The sequence below is a fragment of the Vicinamibacteria bacterium genome (assembly GCA_035570235.1).
Classification (GTDB): domain Bacteria; phylum Acidobacteriota; class Vicinamibacteria; order Fen-336; family Fen-336; genus DATMML01.
Genome location: DATMML010000051.1, coordinates 52294 through 70294 on the forward strand (window position 1 = coordinate 52294; position 18001 = coordinate 70294).

General features: G+C 64.4%; 13 protein-coding genes. 11 read left to right on the top strand and 2 right to left on the bottom strand.

What is annotated here, in order from left to right:
* The first annotated feature begins 84 nt into the window (after window positions 1–84).
* The 3 genes from VN461_09785 to VN461_09795 are packed head-to-tail and all read left to right on the top strand — an operon-like array spanning window position 85 to window position 2778.
* Window positions 85–831: a (Fe-S)-binding protein gene (locus tag VN461_09785; GenBank protein HXB55061.1), complete on the top strand. Its 747-nt coding sequence runs from the start codon at window positions 85–87 to the stop codon at window positions 829–831.
* A gap of 2 nt (window positions 832–833) precedes the next feature.
* Window positions 834–2201: a lactate utilization protein B gene (locus VN461_09790; GenBank protein HXB55062.1), complete on the top strand. Its 1368-nt coding sequence runs from the start codon at window positions 834–836 to the stop codon at window positions 2199–2201.
* Window positions 2188–2778 carry an LUD domain-containing protein gene (locus VN461_09795; protein HXB55063.1) on the top strand — a complete coding sequence of 197 codons (591 nt, stop codon included), beginning with the start codon at window positions 2188–2190 and terminating at the stop codon, window positions 2776–2778. The genes VN461_09790 and VN461_09795 overlap by 14 nt, the downstream gene beginning before the upstream one ends.
* Before the next feature lie 13 nt (window positions 2779–2791).
* Here the strand turns inward: VN461_09795 and VN461_09800 are convergent, their stop codons facing one another.
* The gene (locus tag VN461_09800) at window positions 2792–4591 is read right to left on the bottom strand and encodes a lactate permease LctP family transporter (protein HXB55064.1); all 1800 of its coding nucleotides are present in this window, start codon (window positions 4589–4591) and stop codon (window positions 2792–2794) included.
* 272 nt (window positions 4592–4863) lie between these two features.
* On the opposite strand from VN461_09800, the gene VN461_09805 reads away from it, so the two are divergent.
* From VN461_09805 to VN461_09840, 8 genes are all read left to right on the top strand, one after another.
* On the top strand, window positions 4864–5274 hold the full coding sequence (locus VN461_09805; protein ID HXB55065.1) for a hypothetical protein: 411 nt from the start codon (window positions 4864–4866) through the stop codon (window positions 5272–5274).
* A gap of 74 nt (window positions 5275–5348) precedes the next feature.
* Entirely contained in the window at window positions 5349–7754 is a 2406-nt protein-coding gene (locus VN461_09810; GenBank protein HXB55066.1) for a malate synthase, read from the top strand.
* Window positions 7755–8595: 841 nt separating this feature from the next.
* Entirely contained in the window at window positions 8596–10419 is a 1824-nt protein-coding gene (locus tag VN461_09815; GenBank protein ID HXB55067.1) for a porin, read from the top strand.
* 245 nt (window positions 10420–10664) lie between these two features.
* Window positions 10665–12188, top strand: a complete 1524-nt coding sequence (gene oxlT / locus VN461_09820) for an oxalate/formate MFS antiporter (GenBank protein HXB55068.1) — start codon at window positions 10665–10667, stop codon at window positions 12186–12188.
* Between the two features lie 273 nt (window positions 12189–12461).
* Window positions 12462–13673, top strand: a complete 1212-nt coding sequence (locus tag VN461_09825; GenBank protein ID HXB55069.1) for a 4Fe-4S dicluster-binding protein — start codon at window positions 12462–12464, stop codon at window positions 13671–13673.
* A 24-nt stretch (window positions 13674–13697) separates the two neighbouring features.
* On the top strand, window positions 13698–14939 hold the full coding sequence (locus VN461_09830) for a pyruvate ferredoxin oxidoreductase (GenBank protein ID HXB55070.1): 1242 nt from the start codon (window positions 13698–13700) through the stop codon (window positions 14937–14939).
* A 28-nt stretch (window positions 14940–14967) separates the two neighbouring features.
* The gene (locus VN461_09835) at window positions 14968–15996 is read left to right on the top strand and encodes a thiamine pyrophosphate-dependent enzyme (GenBank protein HXB55071.1); all 1029 of its coding nucleotides are present in this window, start codon (window positions 14968–14970) and stop codon (window positions 15994–15996) included.
* A 184-nt stretch (window positions 15997–16180) separates the two neighbouring features.
* A complete protein-coding gene (locus tag VN461_09840) occupies window positions 16181–16924 on the top strand; it encodes a FadR/GntR family transcriptional regulator (GenBank protein HXB55072.1) in 744 nt (247 codons plus the stop codon).
* A gap of 93 nt (window positions 16925–17017) precedes the next feature.
* On the opposite strand, the gene VN461_09845 is transcribed toward VN461_09840, so the two are convergent.
* Window positions 17018–17983 carry an ABC transporter substrate-binding protein gene (locus VN461_09845; GenBank protein ID HXB55073.1) on the bottom strand — a complete coding sequence of 322 codons (966 nt, stop codon included), beginning with the start codon at window positions 17981–17983 and terminating at the stop codon, window positions 17018–17020.
* Window positions 17984–18001 lie beyond the last annotated feature (18 nt).

Genomic DNA, 18001 nt, shown 5'->3' on the forward strand with positions numbered 1-18001 from the left:
CGTTCGCCGGGGCCAGGCTCGCCACGGCCGGGGTTGACCCGGCCCGGGCGCCTCGGTATCGTTCGCAAGATTCCCGGAGAACGCATGCCGACGGTCGGTCTCTTCATCCCCTGCTACGTCGAGCAGTTCTACCCGCAGGTGGGGGTGGCAACGCTGGAAGTGCTCGCGCGGCAAGGTGTCCGCGCGGAGTACCCCGAGGACCAGACCTGCTGCGGCCAGCCCATGGCCAATTCGGGCTGCGCCTCCGATGCCCGGCCGATGGCGGAGCACTTCCTCCGGCTGTTCCGTGGCTACGACTACGTGGTCGCGCCCTCGGGGAGCTGCGTCTCCATGATCCGCCATCACTACGATCAATTCCTGGGAGGCCAGCCGGGGTTCGAGCACCTCCAACGGTCGACCTACGAGCTGTGCGAGCTTCTCACCGATGTGCTGGGGGTTGGCGGCCTGAAGGGACGCTTCCCTCACAGGGTGGGGCTGCACCAGAGCTGCCATGGTCTGCGAGAGCTGCGGCTGGGAAGCGGCAGCGAGCGCCGCGTGCCCCCCTTTGACAAAGTGCGCTCGCTCCTGGGGGGCCTGGAAGGCATCCGGCTCGTGGATCTGGCCCGGCCCGACGAATGCTGCGGGTTCGGGGGGACGTTTGCGGTCAGCGAGGAGGCCGTGTCGTGCATGATGGGCCGCGACCGCCTGGCCGACCATGAGCGCGCGGGGGCCGAGATCGTCACCGCGACCGACATGTCGTGCCTCATGCACCTCGATGGCCTCATCCGCCGGGAGAAGCGGCCGCTCCGCGTCATGCACGTGGCTGAGGTCCTGGCCCAGAGCGGATCGTAGCCGTGGGCCATCCGGACGCAGCCGCCCGCTTCGTGGCCGACGACGCCAAGGCTCACTGGCACGACCAAGCCGTCTGGTGGATTCGCCAAAAGCGTGACCAGGCGGCGTCGGTAGTGCCCGACTGGGAGGCGCTGCGCGAGGCGGCGGCGGCGATCAAAGCCCACACCCTGTCGCGGCTTGCCCCTTACCTCGAGGAGTTCGAAGCCGAGGCGGTGGCCCTCGGCAGCAAGGTGCACTGGGCCCGGGACGCCGTCGAGCACAACGCCATCGTCCACGGAATCCTGGCCGAGCGCCGGATCACCCGCCTGGTCAAGTCCAAGTCGATGCTCACCGAGGAGTGCCACCTGAACCCCTACCTCGAGGCCCGGGGGATTGAGGTTGTGGACACCGACCTCGGGGAGCGCATCGTGCAGCTGGCCCGGGAGCCCCCGAGCCACATTGTGATGCCGGCCATCCACAAGAAGAAGGAAGAGATCGGGGAGCTCTTTCACCAGCACCTCCACACGGAGCGGGGGGCGTCCGACCCCAAGTACCTGACGGAAGCGGCGCGCCAGCACCTCCGCCATAAGTTCCTGGAGGCGGAGGCCGGCCTCTCCGGAGTCAACTTCGCCGTCGCGGAGACGGGCGCTATCGTGGTCTGCACCAACGAGGGCAACGCCGACATGGGCACCTCTCTCCCGCCCGTGCACATCGCCTGCATGGGGGTCGAGAAGCTGGTGCCCCGTCAGCGGGACCTGGGTGTCTTTCTGCGGCTGCTGGCCCGCTCCGCTACCGGCCAGCCCCTCACCGCCTACACCACCCATTTCCACGGGCCCCGCCGGGGCGGCGAGCTGCACATCGTCATCGTGGACAACGGCCGTTCCGCGATCCTGGGCGATCCCCTCTTCCGCCGCTCCCTCTCCTGCATCCGCTGTGGCGCCTGCATGAACACCTGCCCTGTATACCGCCGCAGCGGGGGCTACAGCTACGGCTACACCGTGCCCGGCCCCATCGGATCGATCCTGGCCCCCATGCGCGACCCCGCCCGTTTCGCCAGCCTCCCCTTCGCCTCCAGCCTGTGCGGATCGTGCAGCGACGTCTGCCCGGTGCGGATCGACCTGCACCACGAGCTGCTCTCCCTCCGCCAAGAGATTGCCCGCCGCCGACTCCTCCCCTGGACCAAGCGGCTGGGCATGAAGGTCGCAGCCCGGATACTGGCCGAGCCATCCCTCTACCGGCTCTCCGGTTTCCTGGCCCGGCGGGTCCTTCCCGCCCTCCCGCGGGCTCTCGTCTACGCGAGCTGGAACATTTGGGGCCGGCAGCGGGAGCTCCCGCCCCTGCCCCGGGAAAGCTTCCGCACTCTCTACCGGAGGCGCCGTGGACAGTCGTGACGCGATCCTGGCCGCGCTCCGGCGCAACGCCCCCGCCCCCGTCGAACTACCCGACCTGTCGGGGCTCGGGGCCAAGCCCGCGGACCCGGTCCGGCAGTTTGAGGAATCGCTGGCCGGCGTCGGAGGGGCCTGCCTGCGGGTTCCGGACCTCGCCGCCGCGGACGCTGCCCTGCGCGAGATTCCCTTCTACGCGGCCGCGCGCAAGGTGGTCTCGCTCGTTCCCGGGTTGGGACGGGCGGACCTCGACCTAGGGTCCATGCCCGACCCCCATGCCCTCCAGGACGTGGACGTGGCGGTCCTGCCCGGTGAGTTCGCGGTGGCCGAGAACGGGGCGGTCTGGCTCGAGGGTCGACGCCTTCACCACCGCGCCCTCTTCGTCATTACCGACCACCTCGTGTTGGTGGTGGGCGTGCGCGAGATCGTGGCCGACATGCACGAAGCCTACGCGCGGCTGGAGGGGCGGGAGCGCGCTTATGGCCTCTTCATCTCCGGCCCCTCCAAGACCGCCGACATCGAGCAGGCGCTCGTCATCGGCGCGCAGGGCGCGCGCAGCTGCACCGTCTTCCTGGTGGGCTGACCCCCGAAGCCCCTCACTTACCGGGCGCCATGGGAATGGCGCCCGTGAAGACGTAGGCCTGCAGCAAGGCGATCAGTCCAATCACCGCCGCTCCCGCGACCGAATGCCACCACACCGTCCGGAATATCGGCCCCAGCGCGTGGGCTCGCTCGTGGGGATCGTCGTAGCAGGCGGCGCAAGCCACCATGATGGACTGGGCATCGATCATCTTGCCCATGACGCCCCCCGTGGAGTTGGTGGCCACGATCAGAACCTCGTTCAGGTGCAGTTGCTGGGCGGTGATCCGCTGGAGGCTACCGAACAGCGCGTTGGAGGCGGTGTCGGAGCCGGTGAGGAAGACGCCCAGCCAACCCAGGTAGGCGGCGAAGAAGGGGTACATCACTCCCGCGCCCGTGAAGGCAAGGCCGAGGACCGCGTCCGTGCCGGAGTAGCGCGTGAGGAACCCGAGGCCCAACACCTGGCCGATGACCAGGACCGGGACCTTCATCCGACGGGCGGTCCGGGTAACGGTCTCCTTCCATTGGGCGGCGCTCAGCCTGAGGGCGAGGCCGGACAGGAGCGCGGCCACGAACACGCCCGTGCCCGCCGCGGACAGCCAGTTGATGGAGAAGCGTGCCGCCTCGGGCTTGGCGGTGGCGGCGACCACCGGCGGCATGCGCTGCACCAGGTTGTGCAACCACGGCATGTCCCAAACGGGCAGGGAGAGGGTGCCCGCAAACGGGGAGCCCAGGAGGGTGGTCTTGAAGGTGACGCCGGAAAAGAGGTTGTTGAGGTAGGCCTTCCAGGCCGGCATGCCCCAGATGGCACAGCACCCGATGAGGATCGCCCAGGGGAGCCAAGCGTAGGCCGTCTCCCCCGCGGTGTAGCGATACTTCGGGGAAGCATCTCCGCCCCCCGCCGCCGACACGGTCTGCGCCGCCTCCCGCTCCGACTTCAGGAGGAACCGGCTCTTGGGGTGCCAGACGAAGCGCAGGAAGAGGGCCGTGCAGACGACGGAGAAGACGCCGGAGACGACGTCCGTCATGAGGTGGGTCTCGGGCCTCCCGGAGGAGATGTACTGCATGAGAGCGAAGGATGCGCCCGAGCAGAGCGCTCCCGGCCACACCTCGAGCGCCTCTCCCCAGGTTCCCCCCTCCATCTTCACAAAAGTGGCCACGAGCCAGAAGGGGACCAGGATGGACACCCAGGGAAGCTGGTGGCCAGCCATGGTGGAGAGCGTGAGCTGATCGAGACCGCTGACCGCGGCCAAGGTCACGATGGGCGTGCCGATGGCCCCCCAGGCCACGGGGGCGGTGTTGGCGAGGAGGTTGAGCACGGCCGACTGGAAGGGCTTGAACCCGAGGCCCACCATCACGGCCCCCGCGATGGCCACTGGGGTCCCGAAGCCCGACGTGCCCTCGATGATGGCGCCGAAGGAGAAGGCGATGAGAAGGACCTGGAGGCGCCGGTCGAACGAGATGTGAGTGATCGACTCCTTCACGATCTCGAACTTACCGGTAATGACGGTCATGGTGTAGAGGAACATGGCGGCCAGGACTATCCAGATGATTCCCAGGAAGCCCGAGAGCGTACCCAGGGCAAAGGCGGAGAAGGCGGAGGCCAGCGGCATCCCAAAGGCCACGCAGGAGACGAGGAAGGCGGCGAGCACTCCAAAGAATGCCGCCTGGGGAGCGGCGATGCCGAGATGCCTCACCCCACCCTTGTCACGATGCGGATGCAGGGCGATGAAGTACAGCAGAACCACGATCGGAATCGCAGCCACGATGGTGGAGAGGAGGACGCTTCCCGTTGGGTTGTAGTTCTGGTGATACATAGGGCCTCAATTTGGTTTCAGGATCTCGGGGGGTTGCGTGATCAGGGTCCGTAACGGGGACGAGGGAGGGGCGCACGCGATCAGGCTGTGGTTGCGGAGGCCTGACCCGAGTGTCGGACCTGCACCCGATGAGGAGCGTGCCCACACCAGGGATCAGCCTCCGGGGAAATGGCCCAGGAAAATTCGGCGGATGATAGGCCCAGCCTGTGAAGGATGTCAACTCCGGGCTCCCGGGGGTAGTGGGTCTGTTTGAAGGGCCTTAATGCCCGGCGATGGAAGCGGGCGTCTCGGATCACGTCTGGACGCTGGCCGAAATCCGTGGCCTTGTTGGGCTAGGGCCTGTCGAACGCCAGTGTTCTGCTATCCTGTCCTGCATGTCTCGCCCGATGCTTGGAGTGATCTGCGGCCTCGTCTACGGGGCGCTCTCTGCTGCTTCCATGATTCCGCTCAGTTTCCCTGACAAGCGGGCTGCGTTGTTGGGTGCGTTTATCAATCGCTTCTCCATTGGATGCGTAATCGGCGCGATCGCCCTGCCGTGGCCGGGATGGCTGAGCGGTTTGGTTGTCGGGGTATTGCTCAGTCTAGCAGACGCCATAATCACCAAATCCTATGCGCCCATCCTCATCCTCGGTGCCACCGGCGGCACTATCATCGGCTGGATAATCCAAAGATTCGGCCACTAAGACCCTACCCCTCGTTTGTAGGCTCTTGCTGACCAAACTGACCCCTACCCTCCCGGGCGGCTTCTTGCTTCTTCATGGGGCGGGAAGTGGAGCTTGACGCCCTCCTGACAATGGTGCTCTATTTCCAGGCCGGCCTGCCCGCAACGCTCGTCGGAAAGAACTGGGGAGGCGCCATGATCCGTGAGGACATTCTCCAGAAGTTTCCCGACCTCTTCGGGACCAAGAGGATTAACGGCCGAGAGATCAACGTCGAGCAGACCATCGCCGCCATGACCCGAGAGCTGGGCCCCGGGATCGCCGCCGCTCTCAACGCGCGGCGCGCCCTGCTCCAGTCCCCCGCGCCCGCCCGCACGAAATATGCATGGCCGAAATGGCAGGACACGTTTGAAGATCCTGTGAGCAGCCAGGTCTGGACGTTCCGCCAGGTCCTCCAAGGCCTGATCGACAACATGCTCGGTCGGGAGAGCGAGTGGCGCTGGCGCCTCAACGATGAGGTGCCCATCCCGAAAGACGCCCACCCATTGACGAATCCGGGCTTGGAGCTCACGGGGCCGTGGCATCCGCTGGACATGGCCTTCAACGCCCTGAACAGCCCTGCGCCCATGAACATGCCGGACTTTGAGGACGCGGCACCCTCCCATTTTCAGCCCGAGGGCGCGCTCACCACCCAGGCGGTGGGCGTGTTCGCAGCCCTGCAGAACGCCAAGGAGATCTTCGAGGGCCGCTGGAACGACCGTGCGTATGAAGTCGTGAAGAGAGGCCAAAAGCGGGCCTACCGGATCAAGACGCCCCCGCAAGACTGGCCAACCCGGTTCGCTCGGCCTCCGGGCGTCCACGTGCGGTACGACCATTTGACGGTCGATGGCCAACCGGTGCCCGGCCTCATCGCCATCACCATCCTCTGGACGCTCAACTGCTTCGAGTCGCTGACCCGCGCCGGCACCGGGGTCTACTACTACATCCCCAAGATCCAAACTCCCGAGGAAGCCCTCATTGTGGAAAGGCTCTTGGCGGGGCTGGAGTCTGTGATCGGTGTGCGACCTGGCACCTTCAAGATCAAGGTTCTCTATGAGGAGGGCAATGCGGGCCGCTTCCTGCCCGTGATCGCCTGGGTCTTACGCCGCCGGCTCCTGGGAACGAATGTTGGCCGCTGGGACTACCTAGCCAGCCTCATCGAGATGTGGAAGGACGACCCGCGGGGCATCTTTCCAGATCCGCAAGCCATCAGCATGGCCTCTCCGAACATGCTTGCCTACCAGCGGTACAACGCCTTGATGATGCTCATGGCCGGCATCAAGGAGGGCGAGCTCCGCCAGGGCGCGCCGATCGGGGGGATGGCGGCGGTCATGATCTATCAGGCGACCGATCCCTACGGCCGCTCGAGATACAACCCCCTGGCCCTGCGGGCGATGGCCATCGACAAGCTGCGAGAGCGCCTGTTGGGGCTTATGTTTGTGCCCGAGGAACCGCCTCCCACCGGCCAAACGCCCACCCTGGAGGACATTCTTGCCGCCCGCGTCAAGGGACGGCTCTACGATGCCTATCGACAGAGCTGGGTCGCGAGCCCCGAACCGGCCTACGTCGCCGCCGGCAACGAGCCTCTACGCGTCCCCTTGACCCGGCTGCAGACGATGATCGATGCCCCCCTCGAAACGGTGGAGGTGAAGGGCAAACCGGTGCCCACGGTCGCGAGCGGCCTCGGGGAGGCGGAGCGCCTCCTCCTCCAATCACGCGGCTTGTTGAACCCGCAAGCGAAAATCCTGCCCCGCGTCATCACGCGGGGCATGCTCGAAACGCCGGAAGGGCTCTTAACGCCAGAACTCTGGGACGCCATCTACGGGGCGCCGAAGGGGGACGTCACCGTTGAGCACATACAGCATGCTTTCTACATGGCCGCGAACTACGGCTTCCAGATCCTCAACGGCAACTTCGCGGCCGCGATCGATGACTACGAGCTCTCGCTGCGGTTCATGAATGACCTCGCCACGTACCGAATCGATGTGTCGTGGCTATGGACTCTCTTCCATCATCAGGCCGCCATCACCAGGGACGGCCACCTCAAGCGGCCGGCTCTCACCGAGGACGGAGTCGTACCGGCGGTGAACGCCTTCGAGATCAAGGCCGGAACCCGGTTCGGCCGGGAGTTGTTCGAGAAGTTGTGGGGCTGCCACCAGGAATGGACGCAAGCGTTCTTCGCGGAAATGGACCGCCGCGGCGATCCCGGCCGCTTTGATCGCTCAAAGGCCTCCCTGATCATGGAGATCCTGAAGCGACAGCTCCTTTCGCCCCGCTATATCCAGCACAGCGCACGGGTGCTCTTCGTGGTGGGTGAGGCGAGCAACCAGGAGCGCACGCCGATCCTGGAAGCGATCTTCGACCAGGCCCGCGAGGAGCTTGTCCGGCGCGCGTCCGCGGGCGCTCTCGGCAAGGCGGCCTTGGCCGCCCACGACTACGTGCATGACGTCTTTCCGAGCTCGTAGGGAGTACAGCCCCCGACGCGTCCCCGCCTCTCCTTAGGACGGGGTCGTCAGACGGAAGGGCCGGGCTGTCGACCGGCGCGGGGCCACGATCCTGGCTCGATGTCCACCCGCGATGCATCCCCGCGGAGGGACGGTGGACTTCCGGACGTCCCCACGGTCAACGGACGCGGAAGGCGACTCCACGCTCCTCGGCACCCCCGCCGGTAAGCCCCCTGAGAGGGGCACGTTGTCCGGCAAACGCCAGAAGCCCAGTTGTGAAAGAGGGCCTTCGCGTACAGCACGGCCGGGCCATCAAGGCTTGGCAAGAGCGCCGGGCACGCCCGGGAGCGGCCTCGATCCAGGCGAGAGATCATGGCCGGTCGGAATTTTTCTTCTTGACAAAGCTCTGTCCCTTGGAGCATGGTCTGACCAGCAGACCACCAGTCCAAACGACAGCCACGGTAACTACGTCTCGGAGAGGGAGTTACATGGCGCACCAGGAAGGTCCAGGTCGGGGATGGTGCTCTCGCGGTCCCACCCGTCGTGACTTGTCGGGTCAGTAACCAAGAAGACCTGTGAGCACACCCCGACAGTGGGACCGCCGTCGGCCAGCCCCGCACGAGGCGGATCTGGGCGTTCGAGGGGACAGCGGAAGAGGACCTGCCGCCGGAGGGCGACGCTCACCACTGGGGACGCGAGCCGCTCGTCCCGCGTCGGCGCCGTGGTCGGCCACGCTCGCGCAGCTCTCCACCACCTGCATGTCCAACCTCCTCAACCAAGTACTGTCCAGCGCCGGCACCGGACAGGATTAGGCCCGAACTCAGAGCGGAGTCAAGTTGGAAAGCCCTAAGGGGGAATAGCTATGAATCTGAAGAGCAAGACAACAGCCTGCGCCTTTGTATTTGGTGCGATCGGTCTCGGAGGCGTGGCATTCGCCGAATCAGCGGCCGAAGCAAAAAAGGCCGACACCGATGCCAAAGAAGCGGACGGCACGCAGGGCCAGGTTCAAGACCTCAGAGAGCAGATGAGTGCGATCATGTCCCGCGCTGCCTCCGCTCAGAGTACTCAGGACGAGATCACGACGCTGAAAGCACAATTGAGCGTGATCATGGTGCGGCTTGAGGAGCTCTCCAGGCGGGAACAGGAGAAAGCGAAGCCGCCGGCCGACTCCAAGCCGCCAGCGGACTCTCCGAAGCCGGCGGCCGAAGCTGCGAAGAAGCCCGAGCCCGCTCCCGCCCCCGCCGCGAACCCGTTCAAGGGCTTCTACGGCACCATGGATGTCTCGTTCGACGATACAACCAAGGGCATCGCAGGGATGGTCGCCACCCAATATGCGCTCGCCAATTTCCCCCCCGACCAGACCACGCTCGTGTCCAGCGTTCACACACCTCCCGTCGGGTCGTTGGGATACATGCCGGCCCTGTCGACGAACAAGTCAAATTTCGGCTATCGCGGGGATCATTCCATCGGCAAGGGCGAGACCAAGTTCGTCTTTCAGATCGAGGCGGCTCTCGCCATCACCGCGAGTCCGGGTCTGAACACCACATACGTCCAGCAAGCCAACGTCGTGAAGAGCGGCATCGGCTACGGCGATTCTTTTGTCGGCATATCCAACAAGGACTGGGGAGCGTTCAAGTTCGGGACGACCTACGCGCCCTACAAGAAGTCCACCGACCGACTGAATCCGTTCTCCGGCCTCCTGGGCGACTACACCGTGGTCATGGGCAACACCGGCGGCGACAACCGTGTCGAGTTTGGCACCCGTTTGGACCACTCGATCTGGTACGAGTCACCGAAGCTTGGCCCTGGGTTCTCTCTTGACGTGCTCTTTTCCCCCGGGCAGAACCGAACCGTTGACAACATCGTCCAATCCGCGGGCTCGCCCGACTGCAACGGCGGAAACGAGCCGGGCAGCGGAAACCTGCCGTTGAATTGCGACGACGGCGGGTTCAGTGACGGCTTCAGCGCGGCCCTCAAGTTCGACAATAGCGGGTTCTACGGGACGGTCGCGTACGAGCTCCATCACAACGTCAACCGCAACAGCGACGGTATCGGCTCGAACAACTTCCAGTATCAGATCTTTGCCTTCAACAACCCGGATCTCGTCGTGAACGCCAATAACAACCCTCAGGGCTTGCCGCCCCAAGCCCTCGGCGGGTACATCACCGACATCGGGGATGAGACCGCATTCAAGGTGGGCCTCCAGTATCGGTTCCCGTTCAAGCTGACGTTGGGGGGCATCTGGGAGCATATGCATAGAAATATCCCTGCCTACCTGGCGTTTCAAAACGAACGAAGCCGCGACGGGGAATGGGTCGCTGCCACCCAGGAGATCGGCGAAAAAGGCAGCCTTAGCGTCGGATGGGCGCACGCGGGGAAGACGCCTGGCGATCCGGGCGGCCAGCACAACTACAACCCGCTCGTGGCGAGCCAGAGCGCGGCCGACATGTACACCGTCGCCTACAAACACAAGCTGGACAAGCAGTTCACCTTCTACCTGGACTGGGCTCTCACGGTCAACCACGGCAACGCGCATTACGACTTGGGCGCGGGCGGCCGGGGCCTGGTGACGGACTGCCATGACGGCACCAGCACCGCGTTCGTTGACTATTCCAGCAGCGGCCCCACAACTTGGGGCGGCTGTCGAATCCAGGGATTCTCGATCGGCATGAACTATCGGTTCTGAGACCCGAGCATTGCGCCGGCTGGATGTTTCGTCCAGCCGGCGCGGATGATGCTCTGGTGGTTCGAGGGAAGGCGTTTGAAGGCGTTGGCGGGCGGGGGCAAAAGCGGAGAAAACGGTCCGCGGAGTGGGAGCGTTGCCGCAGCCCGCTCGTGACCCTGTCGCGAGCCGTGAGCTTGCGGGCAGACCGGATGAGAAGAGCCAAGGCCCCCTTTTTGAGGCACGAAGGAGTCTAGGGAGGTGAAGACATGGCGGTCGCAGCCGCAAGCGTGACATCGTCTGAATCACGGTTCTTGAACCGCTGGCTCATCCTGTTAGCCAGCATCCTCAGCATGGTGGCCGTTGCGAACTTCCAGTACGGCTGGACACTCTTCGTGCCACCCCTTCAGAAGCACCTCGGACAAGAGCAAGCCCTCATCCAGGTCACCTTCACCGTGTTCGTGCTGCTCGAGACCTGGCTCGTCCCCTTCGAGGGTTGGCTGGTGGACAAGTTCGGACCGAGGCTCCTCGTGATGCTCGGTGGCGTCCTGGCCGGGCTCGGCTGGGTCGGCAGCGGATATGCAGAGTCGCTCACTGCTCTGTACCTGTCCTACGCCGTCGCCGGGCTGGGCGCGGGCATCGTCTACGGCACGGCGGTCGGTAGCGCCCTCAAGTGGTTCCCCGACCACCGAGGGCTGGCGGCGGGTTTGACCGCGGCCGGCTTCGGTGCCGGCTCTGCCATGACCGTGGTACCGATCGCTAACATGATCAACACCTCCGGTTACCAAGCGGCGTTCATCGAGTGGGGCATCATCCAGGGAGCGGTGGTCGTCATCGCGGCCCTGTTCTTGCAGGCGCCGCCCGTCGGCTGGATGCCCGTGGCTTGGTCACAGGCGGCGCGGGGAGAACTGGTGAAGAAGCGCCAATCGGGGGTCGATTTCACGTCCGGGCAGATGGTCTCCACGCCCCAGTTCTGGTTGATGTACGTGATGATGACGCTCGTTGCTACCGGTGGCCTCATGGCTGTTGCGCAGCTCAACCCGATGGCGACCGACTTCAAAGTGGACAAGATCTCGGTCAGTCTCTTCTGGATCACGCTGCCGGCGCTGCAGTTCGCCCTCTCTGCGGACCGGATAGTGAACGGGCTCTGCCGCCCGTTCTGGGGGTGGGTCTCCGATCACATCGGCCGTGAGTACACCATGACCCTAGCCTTCGGCCTGGAGGCAGTGGCCATTTTCGTGCTCATCCAGTTCGCCCATAACCCCTTGCTCTTCGTCATCTTCAGCGCTTTCACCTTCTTCGGTTGGGGCGAGATCTTCTCCCTGTTCCCGGCTATCTGCGGCGACTTCTTCGGGCGCAAGCACGCCACCGCGAACTACGGGTTCCTCTACACGGCCAAGGGCACGGCGTCCGTCTTCGTGCCCATCGGGTCCGCCCTGGCCGCGGGTAAGGCTTTTGACTTCCGCGCGGACATCCTGCTCGTGCTGGGTGGTGTCCTGGTCCTTTTCGCGCTCTTCCTAGCTCCGTCCGTGTTCCGCCTGGAACTCGGCGGAACCGCGAAGACCGCTCTGCTGGTGGTGGCCGGCGCGCTGATCACGTATGGCCTCGTGCTCACGGTGCTCCCCAAGGTCTGGACCCCGTTTGACGCCAAGTTCACGCTGCCGAAGACCGGCTGGGCAGGTGTTTACACAGTGGCCATCGCCTTCGACGTGATCGCGGCGGTCCTCGCCTTCTTCGTCTTGCGGCGCATGAAGGTACCGGCTCCACCGGCGGGTGTCTCCGCAGCCGCCTAATGACCACCTGGCCCAAAGGCGGGGGTCATAGTGACCACCCCCGCTGGCAGCGGCAAACCGCTAGCCCCGGCTACCGACACCCTGGAGAGCAGGGTTGTGAGGCTAGGCTCTCCCCCCCGGCAGTGTTACCCGCCGGGGGGGAGGAGAGCCGAAGTGATGTGCGAAATTGTGCTTGACAAGGGCCAGGTGCCGGGAGCATGGTAGTGGTCTGACCACCTGACCAGTAGCCCAGAATGGGGAGCCGCGGGAAGTTGATCTCGGGAGAGGAGTTACATGGCACACTTCATCTGTGAAGTGGTGTATCGGGGCATTTTCCAGAAGAACCTGGCCGCGCGAATCGTGCGCGGAATTGTGCTTTCGGCTCGCAAGTCCGGGAAGTGGGGCATCGCGTTCGGGCGTTATGGGGACAGTCCCCAGCGGAACGGGGTCCCGGCCAAGGACTTTGCCATCGTGGCCGACACGCCGGAAGAGCTGGAACAGAACATGGCCCGCTACGAGCCCAAGGAAGTGGACGTCACCATATGTGTGGATGACGCCCTGTTCAAGGGCGTGGAATCCTGGGCCTGGTACGGGCTTCAGCCCATCAACGCATTGACCGTGCCCGATGGGACGGTGCTCGTCACCTCCATCCACGGTTTCGACGATCTCCTCAAGAACGCACACCGCAAGCAGACCCCATACAACCTGGCCATCCTTGCCGGCCAGGCCTCCTTCGCTGGCCTCTGGGTCTACAAGGAAGATCACACCGAGGTGCGGATCCTGGGCGCGCTGGCCAAGATCGCCCCCCGCTTTCTCTCCCTGGAGTCGGTGACGGAGGCCATCAAAGGCGCCGAATGGGGATCTGACCTGAAGGTCCAGTCGGCGCGCCGGGCTTACGAGCGCCTGCAAACGCGGAAAGTGATGCCCAATGAAGGCAACCCGGAAATCCCCTACACGCACACCCTACCCAAGTGGCATGAGATGCGCGATGGCGTGAGCATTCCGTCACTCCCGATGGGCGGGCCGATCGAGGGGCAGGACCAGGGCTATCGGCCGGTGCGCAGCGACGTCTTCAATAAGTTCTCCTCCCGCACCATGCGCCCGGTTGTGAACTTCGACACCTGCGTGAAGTGCACCCTCTGCTGGCTTCAGTGCCCAGACAGCTGCTTCGACGTCACTCCCGAGAGTCTCTACGACGCCAACATGGAAGCCTGCTGCGGGTGCGGCGTCTGCGAGGCGGTCTGCCCGGTAGACAACTGCGTCACCATGGTCAATGAGTCCGCCTTCCACGACAACGCCAGCCAGTGGGAGATGTGGCGGAAGGATAAGAACGCCTACCAGGCCTGGCTGAAGGAAAAAACGGCGGACAAGGTCACCGTTGGCCGTTCCCATGGATTCCGATATCGCGGGCAGTACGAACAGGAGCTGGCCGCGGGTCCGCTGGACATGGGTGGTGGTGTGGTGACCACCGGCATTCCCGGCGAAAATGCTCAGACGAAGGCCTAGCCAGGACCTAGGGAGGAATCAAACATGACGACGACGGCAGCGCAGGCACCCACCAGTGCCCCCTATCAGGTAGAACAGGAGCTCCTCATCTCGGGGAGCGAGGCGATCGCCGAGGCCCTCACGCTTGCTGACATCGACGTCGTCACCGCCTACCCGATCCGACCCTACGACACGGTCATGCAGGCGGTGGCCAAGAAGATCGCCAACGGCATCCTCAGGGCCGAGTACATCGTGGCCGAGGGCGAGCACAGCCAGTTCGAGGTGGTCAAACACGCCTCCGCGGTCGGAGCCCGGGTTTTTTGCGGCTCCTCGGGTGTGGGCTGGATGTACGCCATGGAAGCCATCACCGTCACCCCCGCTCTCCGCATCCCGATGATCGCCATGGTCGGCAACCGGGCCCTAGATGATCCAGGGGCCTTCGGCGTGGAGCACAACGACGCGCTTTCCGTTCGCGACCTGGGCTGGCTCCTGAACTGGGTCGACACCGCGCAGGAGGCGCTCGACACTACCCTCATCGCTTACCGGGTGGCTGAGGACCGACGGATTTTCCTCCCCATTGCCCTCTCCTGTGACGGTGCCTTCCTCACCCATTCGCAAGCCATCTGCAAAGTGCCGACCCAAGCCCAGGTGAACGCGTTCCTTCCGCCCTACGACCGCAAGGATCTCCTCCTTCATCCCGACAACCCCATCACGGTCGCACCCCAAGTCAACGAAGACTGGGTCATGGAGATCCGGCGGCAGAACACAGAAGCCATAAGCCGGTCCTACGGGGTCATCGAGGAGGCCTACAAGGACTTCAAGAGGGTCTTTGGGCGCGACCTTCACAATCCCTGGTTCGAAGAGTACATGACCGACGACAATCCCGACGTGATCCTCATGGGCATGGGGACGCTCTCGATGCCGGTGAAGGTCACGATTCGGAAGCTCCGGGCGGAGGGAAAGAAGGTTGGATTCATCCGCCTGAAGTGGTTCCGGCCCTTCCCCTATGAGCAGCTCGCCAAGGCCCTGGGCAAGGCCAAGGCCGTCGGGGTCATCGACCGCGACTATTCATTCGGATCCCCCTTCGGCTCCGGTGTGGTGGCCAACGAAGTGCGGGCGGCGATGTACAACTCCGAGAAGCGACCACCCTTGATCGGATTCATCTGCGGCCTGGGCGGTCGTGAGGTGACGATCGAGAACGTGGAAGAAATGGTTCAGCTGTGCGAACAAGCGGCCAAGACGGGGAAGGCCGAAAAGCCGACCACCTGGCTGGGCGTTCGGGAGTAGTACCCCGGGTCGTAGTAAGGAGGACAAGATGCCGGAAACGCTAATCAAGCTCGAGACCCAGAACCTCGCGCCCTGGAAGGGCGTCAAGAAGGTCGACATCAAGGAGTATTTCTCCTCCGGCCACCGGACTTGCCAGGGCTGCGAGTCGGCGCTGGTCATGAAGCTCATGGTCAAGGCCTCCGGGCCCCGGACCATCGTGCTCGGCTCCACCGGCTGCATGTACGTGGCCAACACCACTTATTATTCGACCCCCTGGGCGGTGCCGTGGATGCACACCCAACTCGGTAGTTCGGGCTCCGCCGCGCTGGGGACGGCCGCGGGGCTCAAGGCGTTGATGACGAAGGGCAAGATGAAGAACGAGCCCATCAATGTCATCGCGTTCTGCGGCGACGGCGGTGGTGCGGACATGGGCCTGGGTGCCATCTCCGCGACCTTGACCCACAAGGAATACAACTCCCTGATCCTGATGTACGACAACGAGTCCTACGCCAACACCGACATCCAGCTCTCCGGCTCCACCCCCTACGGGGCCAACACCACCTTTAGCCCCCCGGGCTCCGTGAAGCGGATCATCCACACGCGCTGGAAGAAGAACATGGCCGGGATGCTTGCCGTCGGTCATTCAGAGTGCCGATACGTGGCCACCGTCTGTGCTTCCTATCCCGTGGAAATGATGAACCGTGTGCGGAGGGCGCTCTCCATCGGAGGCCCCACCTTCATCCACTCCTTGGACCCTTGCCCCAAGGGATGGGACTACGATCCGATGTTGTCTCATGAGCTGGGCGAGCTGGCGGTGGAAACGGGGATCTGGCCGCTTTACGAGGTCGAGGACGGGGTACTGCACTATTACGGCAAGTCCAAGTACCTCGCGGACGGAAAGAAGCGGAAGCCCACGCGGGAGTACCTGCTGAAGCAGGGCCGCTTCGCTCACTTCGTCGAGGACGACTTTGAATACTTCCAGGCGAAGGTAGACGAGATGTGGGATAAGTGGGAGGTGCCGGCCGTCATTCCCTTCCGCAAGATCGCAGCGTCGAAGGCCGCGTTGGAGGAGGAATAGTTCTCCTCGGCCGGTGACCGTCCCCTGAACACGGCTGACGAAGAGTAGCGACGAGGCCAGGCTCAGTTCGAGCCCGGCCTCGTCGTGTCTGAGGGGACGCGGCTCTGGCCGGAGTGGTCGCGGCCTTCTTTTTCCGACCTACTCTCTTGACCGCCAAGCAGTTCCGAGGTACTAAGCGGGCGACATGGAGTGGCACAAGGTCGAGCCCATCAACAGCCCCCGGATCTACGAGGAGATCGTCCGACAGATCCGGACGCTGATCTCGGAGGGGAAACTCAAGTCCGGCGACCGGCTTCCGCCGGAGAGGGATCTGGCCGAGCGATTCCGGGTTAGCCGAGCCTCGGTTCGTGAGGCTCTGCGATCGCTGGAGTCGATGGGACTCATCGAGATCCGACTCGGCGAGGGGACCTTCGTCCGAGAGATCTCGGTGGACTCGCTGATTGAGCCCCTGGCCCTCGTGATCCTGACCCAGCGCGAAGCGGTGGGAGAGCTCTTCGAAGCCCGGAGGCTCCTGGAGCCGCCGATCGCTGGCCTCGCGGCCCGCCGATCTACCAAAGAGGAGATCCAGGAAATGGAGCGAATCCTGGAGGAGCAAGGCAAGGAGGTGGCGGCCGGCGGTACGGGCCTAGCCCAGGACGCCGCCTTTCACGCGGCGATCGCGAGCTCGACGAACAACCGTGCTATCACGCGCATCGTGCACGCCGTCATCGATCTCTTGACCCAGAGCCGGGAGGAATCGCTCCAGATTGCCGGGCGACCGACGCGCTCCCATGAGGATCATCTACGAATCCTGGAGGCGATCCGGGGGCGTCGCTCGGCGGCGGCTCGAAGGGCCATGTTGGACCACGTGGTTGCCGTGGAGACCCTGGTTATGGGCCGGCAACAGAATGCAGGAAAGCCGAACCCGGCCAAGAAGACCCGGCGCTAGCCGGCCCCGGTGTCCAACGATCCCGCCACGGAGCCACCCGTGAACTGACCCTCGGGCGTCCCGGCGGGGAGGCCGCGGTTCCAACCGCCGCTTTTACTCCAATATCCGGGTCGCGGCTTTCCGAAAAGCAGCCGACACCTGCAGCCCGATGACCCTCGCTGTCTTCAGGTTGACGATCACATCCGAGGTCTTCAGGGCTTCGATCGGGATGGAGGCGGGCCTGGCCCCCCGGAGGACGAGGGCCGCCTTCTTCCCGGCCAAGCGGCCCACGGCGATGGGGTCCACTGTGACCCCCAGAAGGACGCCCTTGTCCAAGTGGTCCTCAGATTGGGTCGCGGTCATGAGCTTTGCCTTGTTGGCCAGGACGACGATTTGCGCCGCCATGTCGCCGATGATGCTGCTGCCGGTCAGCAGGACCGCGTCCGCCTTGCCCTGCAGCGGTGAGACTTCGGGGACGATATCGGCCCGGCTCTTCAGCGCAACCGGCAGCACCTTGATCTGGAAATCGCTCTGCAAGGCCTCGACATCTTTGAGTTGCGCTTCCGTGTTCTTCTCGCCGGGAGTGTAGAGGACAGCCAGCGTCTTGATTGGGGCGAGCTGTTTGAGGCTGCTGAGCAGCGTGGGCGCCGAGGTTTGGGAGCTGGAACCGGTGGTGTTGTTGCCGGAACTCTTCCAGTCCTGCGCGATCTTCGAGGCCACGGGATCGAATACGAAAGCAAAGACCACCGGAGCATCCTTGATCTCCGCGGCCACGGCCACCGCCGCCGAGGTGCCGATCGGCATCACTACGTTCATGTGGGCGGTGTGGAACTTCCGCGCCAGCTCGGCCACCGTGGACATGTTGCCGTTGGCCTGCTCTATGACGAAGGTCACCTCAGGCTCTTTGAAGCCCTCTTGTCGTAATTGCTCGATGATCCCCTCTTTGCATTGCTCGTAGCGCAGCTGGGGGTTCCAGAGCAGGACGCCGACCCTGGTTTCCGCAGAGGCGGCGGGCAAGACGCCAAAGAACAAAAGAGCCGCCCCGACCAAGCCAAGCCTCTTGTTGCCGGGTCTCTTCATCGTGGTTCTCCTCTGGCC

What these genes read in the sequence shown, in the direction of transcription:
- VN461_09805 (HXB55065.1), top strand. Translation starts at nt 4,864, where the DNA reads ATGGAAGCGGGCGTCTCGGATCACGTCTGGACGCTGGCCGAAATCCGT.
- VN461_09785 (HXB55061.1), top strand. Translation starts at nt 85, where the DNA reads ATGCCGACGGTCGGTCTCTTCATCCCCTGCTACGTCGAGCAGTTCTAC.
- VN461_09835 (HXB55071.1), top strand. Translation starts at nt 14,968, where the DNA reads ATGCCGGAAACGCTAATCAAGCTCGAGACCCAGAACCTCGCGCCCTGG.
- VN461_09825 (HXB55069.1), top strand. Translation starts at nt 12,462, where the DNA reads ATGGCACACTTCATCTGTGAAGTGGTGTATCGGGGCATTTTCCAGAAG.
- VN461_09800 (HXB55064.1), bottom strand. Translation starts at nt 4,591, where the DNA reads ATGTATCACCAGAACTACAACCCAACGGGAAGCGTCCTCCTCTCCACC.
- VN461_09840 (HXB55072.1), top strand. Translation starts at nt 16,181, where the DNA reads ATGGAGTGGCACAAGGTCGAGCCCATCAACAGCCCCCGGATCTACGAG.
- VN461_09845 (HXB55073.1), bottom strand. Translation starts at nt 17,983, where the DNA reads ATGAAGAGACCCGGCAACAAGAGGCTTGGCTTGGTCGGGGCGGCTCTT.
- oxlT (HXB55068.1), top strand. Translation starts at nt 10,665, where the DNA reads ATGGCGGTCGCAGCCGCAAGCGTGACATCGTCTGAATCACGGTTCTTG.
- VN461_09815 (HXB55067.1), top strand. Translation starts at nt 8,596, where the DNA reads ATGAATCTGAAGAGCAAGACAACAGCCTGCGCCTTTGTATTTGGTGCG.
- VN461_09830 (HXB55070.1), top strand. Translation starts at nt 13,698, where the DNA reads ATGACGACGACGGCAGCGCAGGCACCCACCAGTGCCCCCTATCAGGTA.
- VN461_09810 (HXB55066.1), top strand. Translation starts at nt 5,349, where the DNA reads ATGGGGCGGGAAGTGGAGCTTGACGCCCTCCTGACAATGGTGCTCTAT.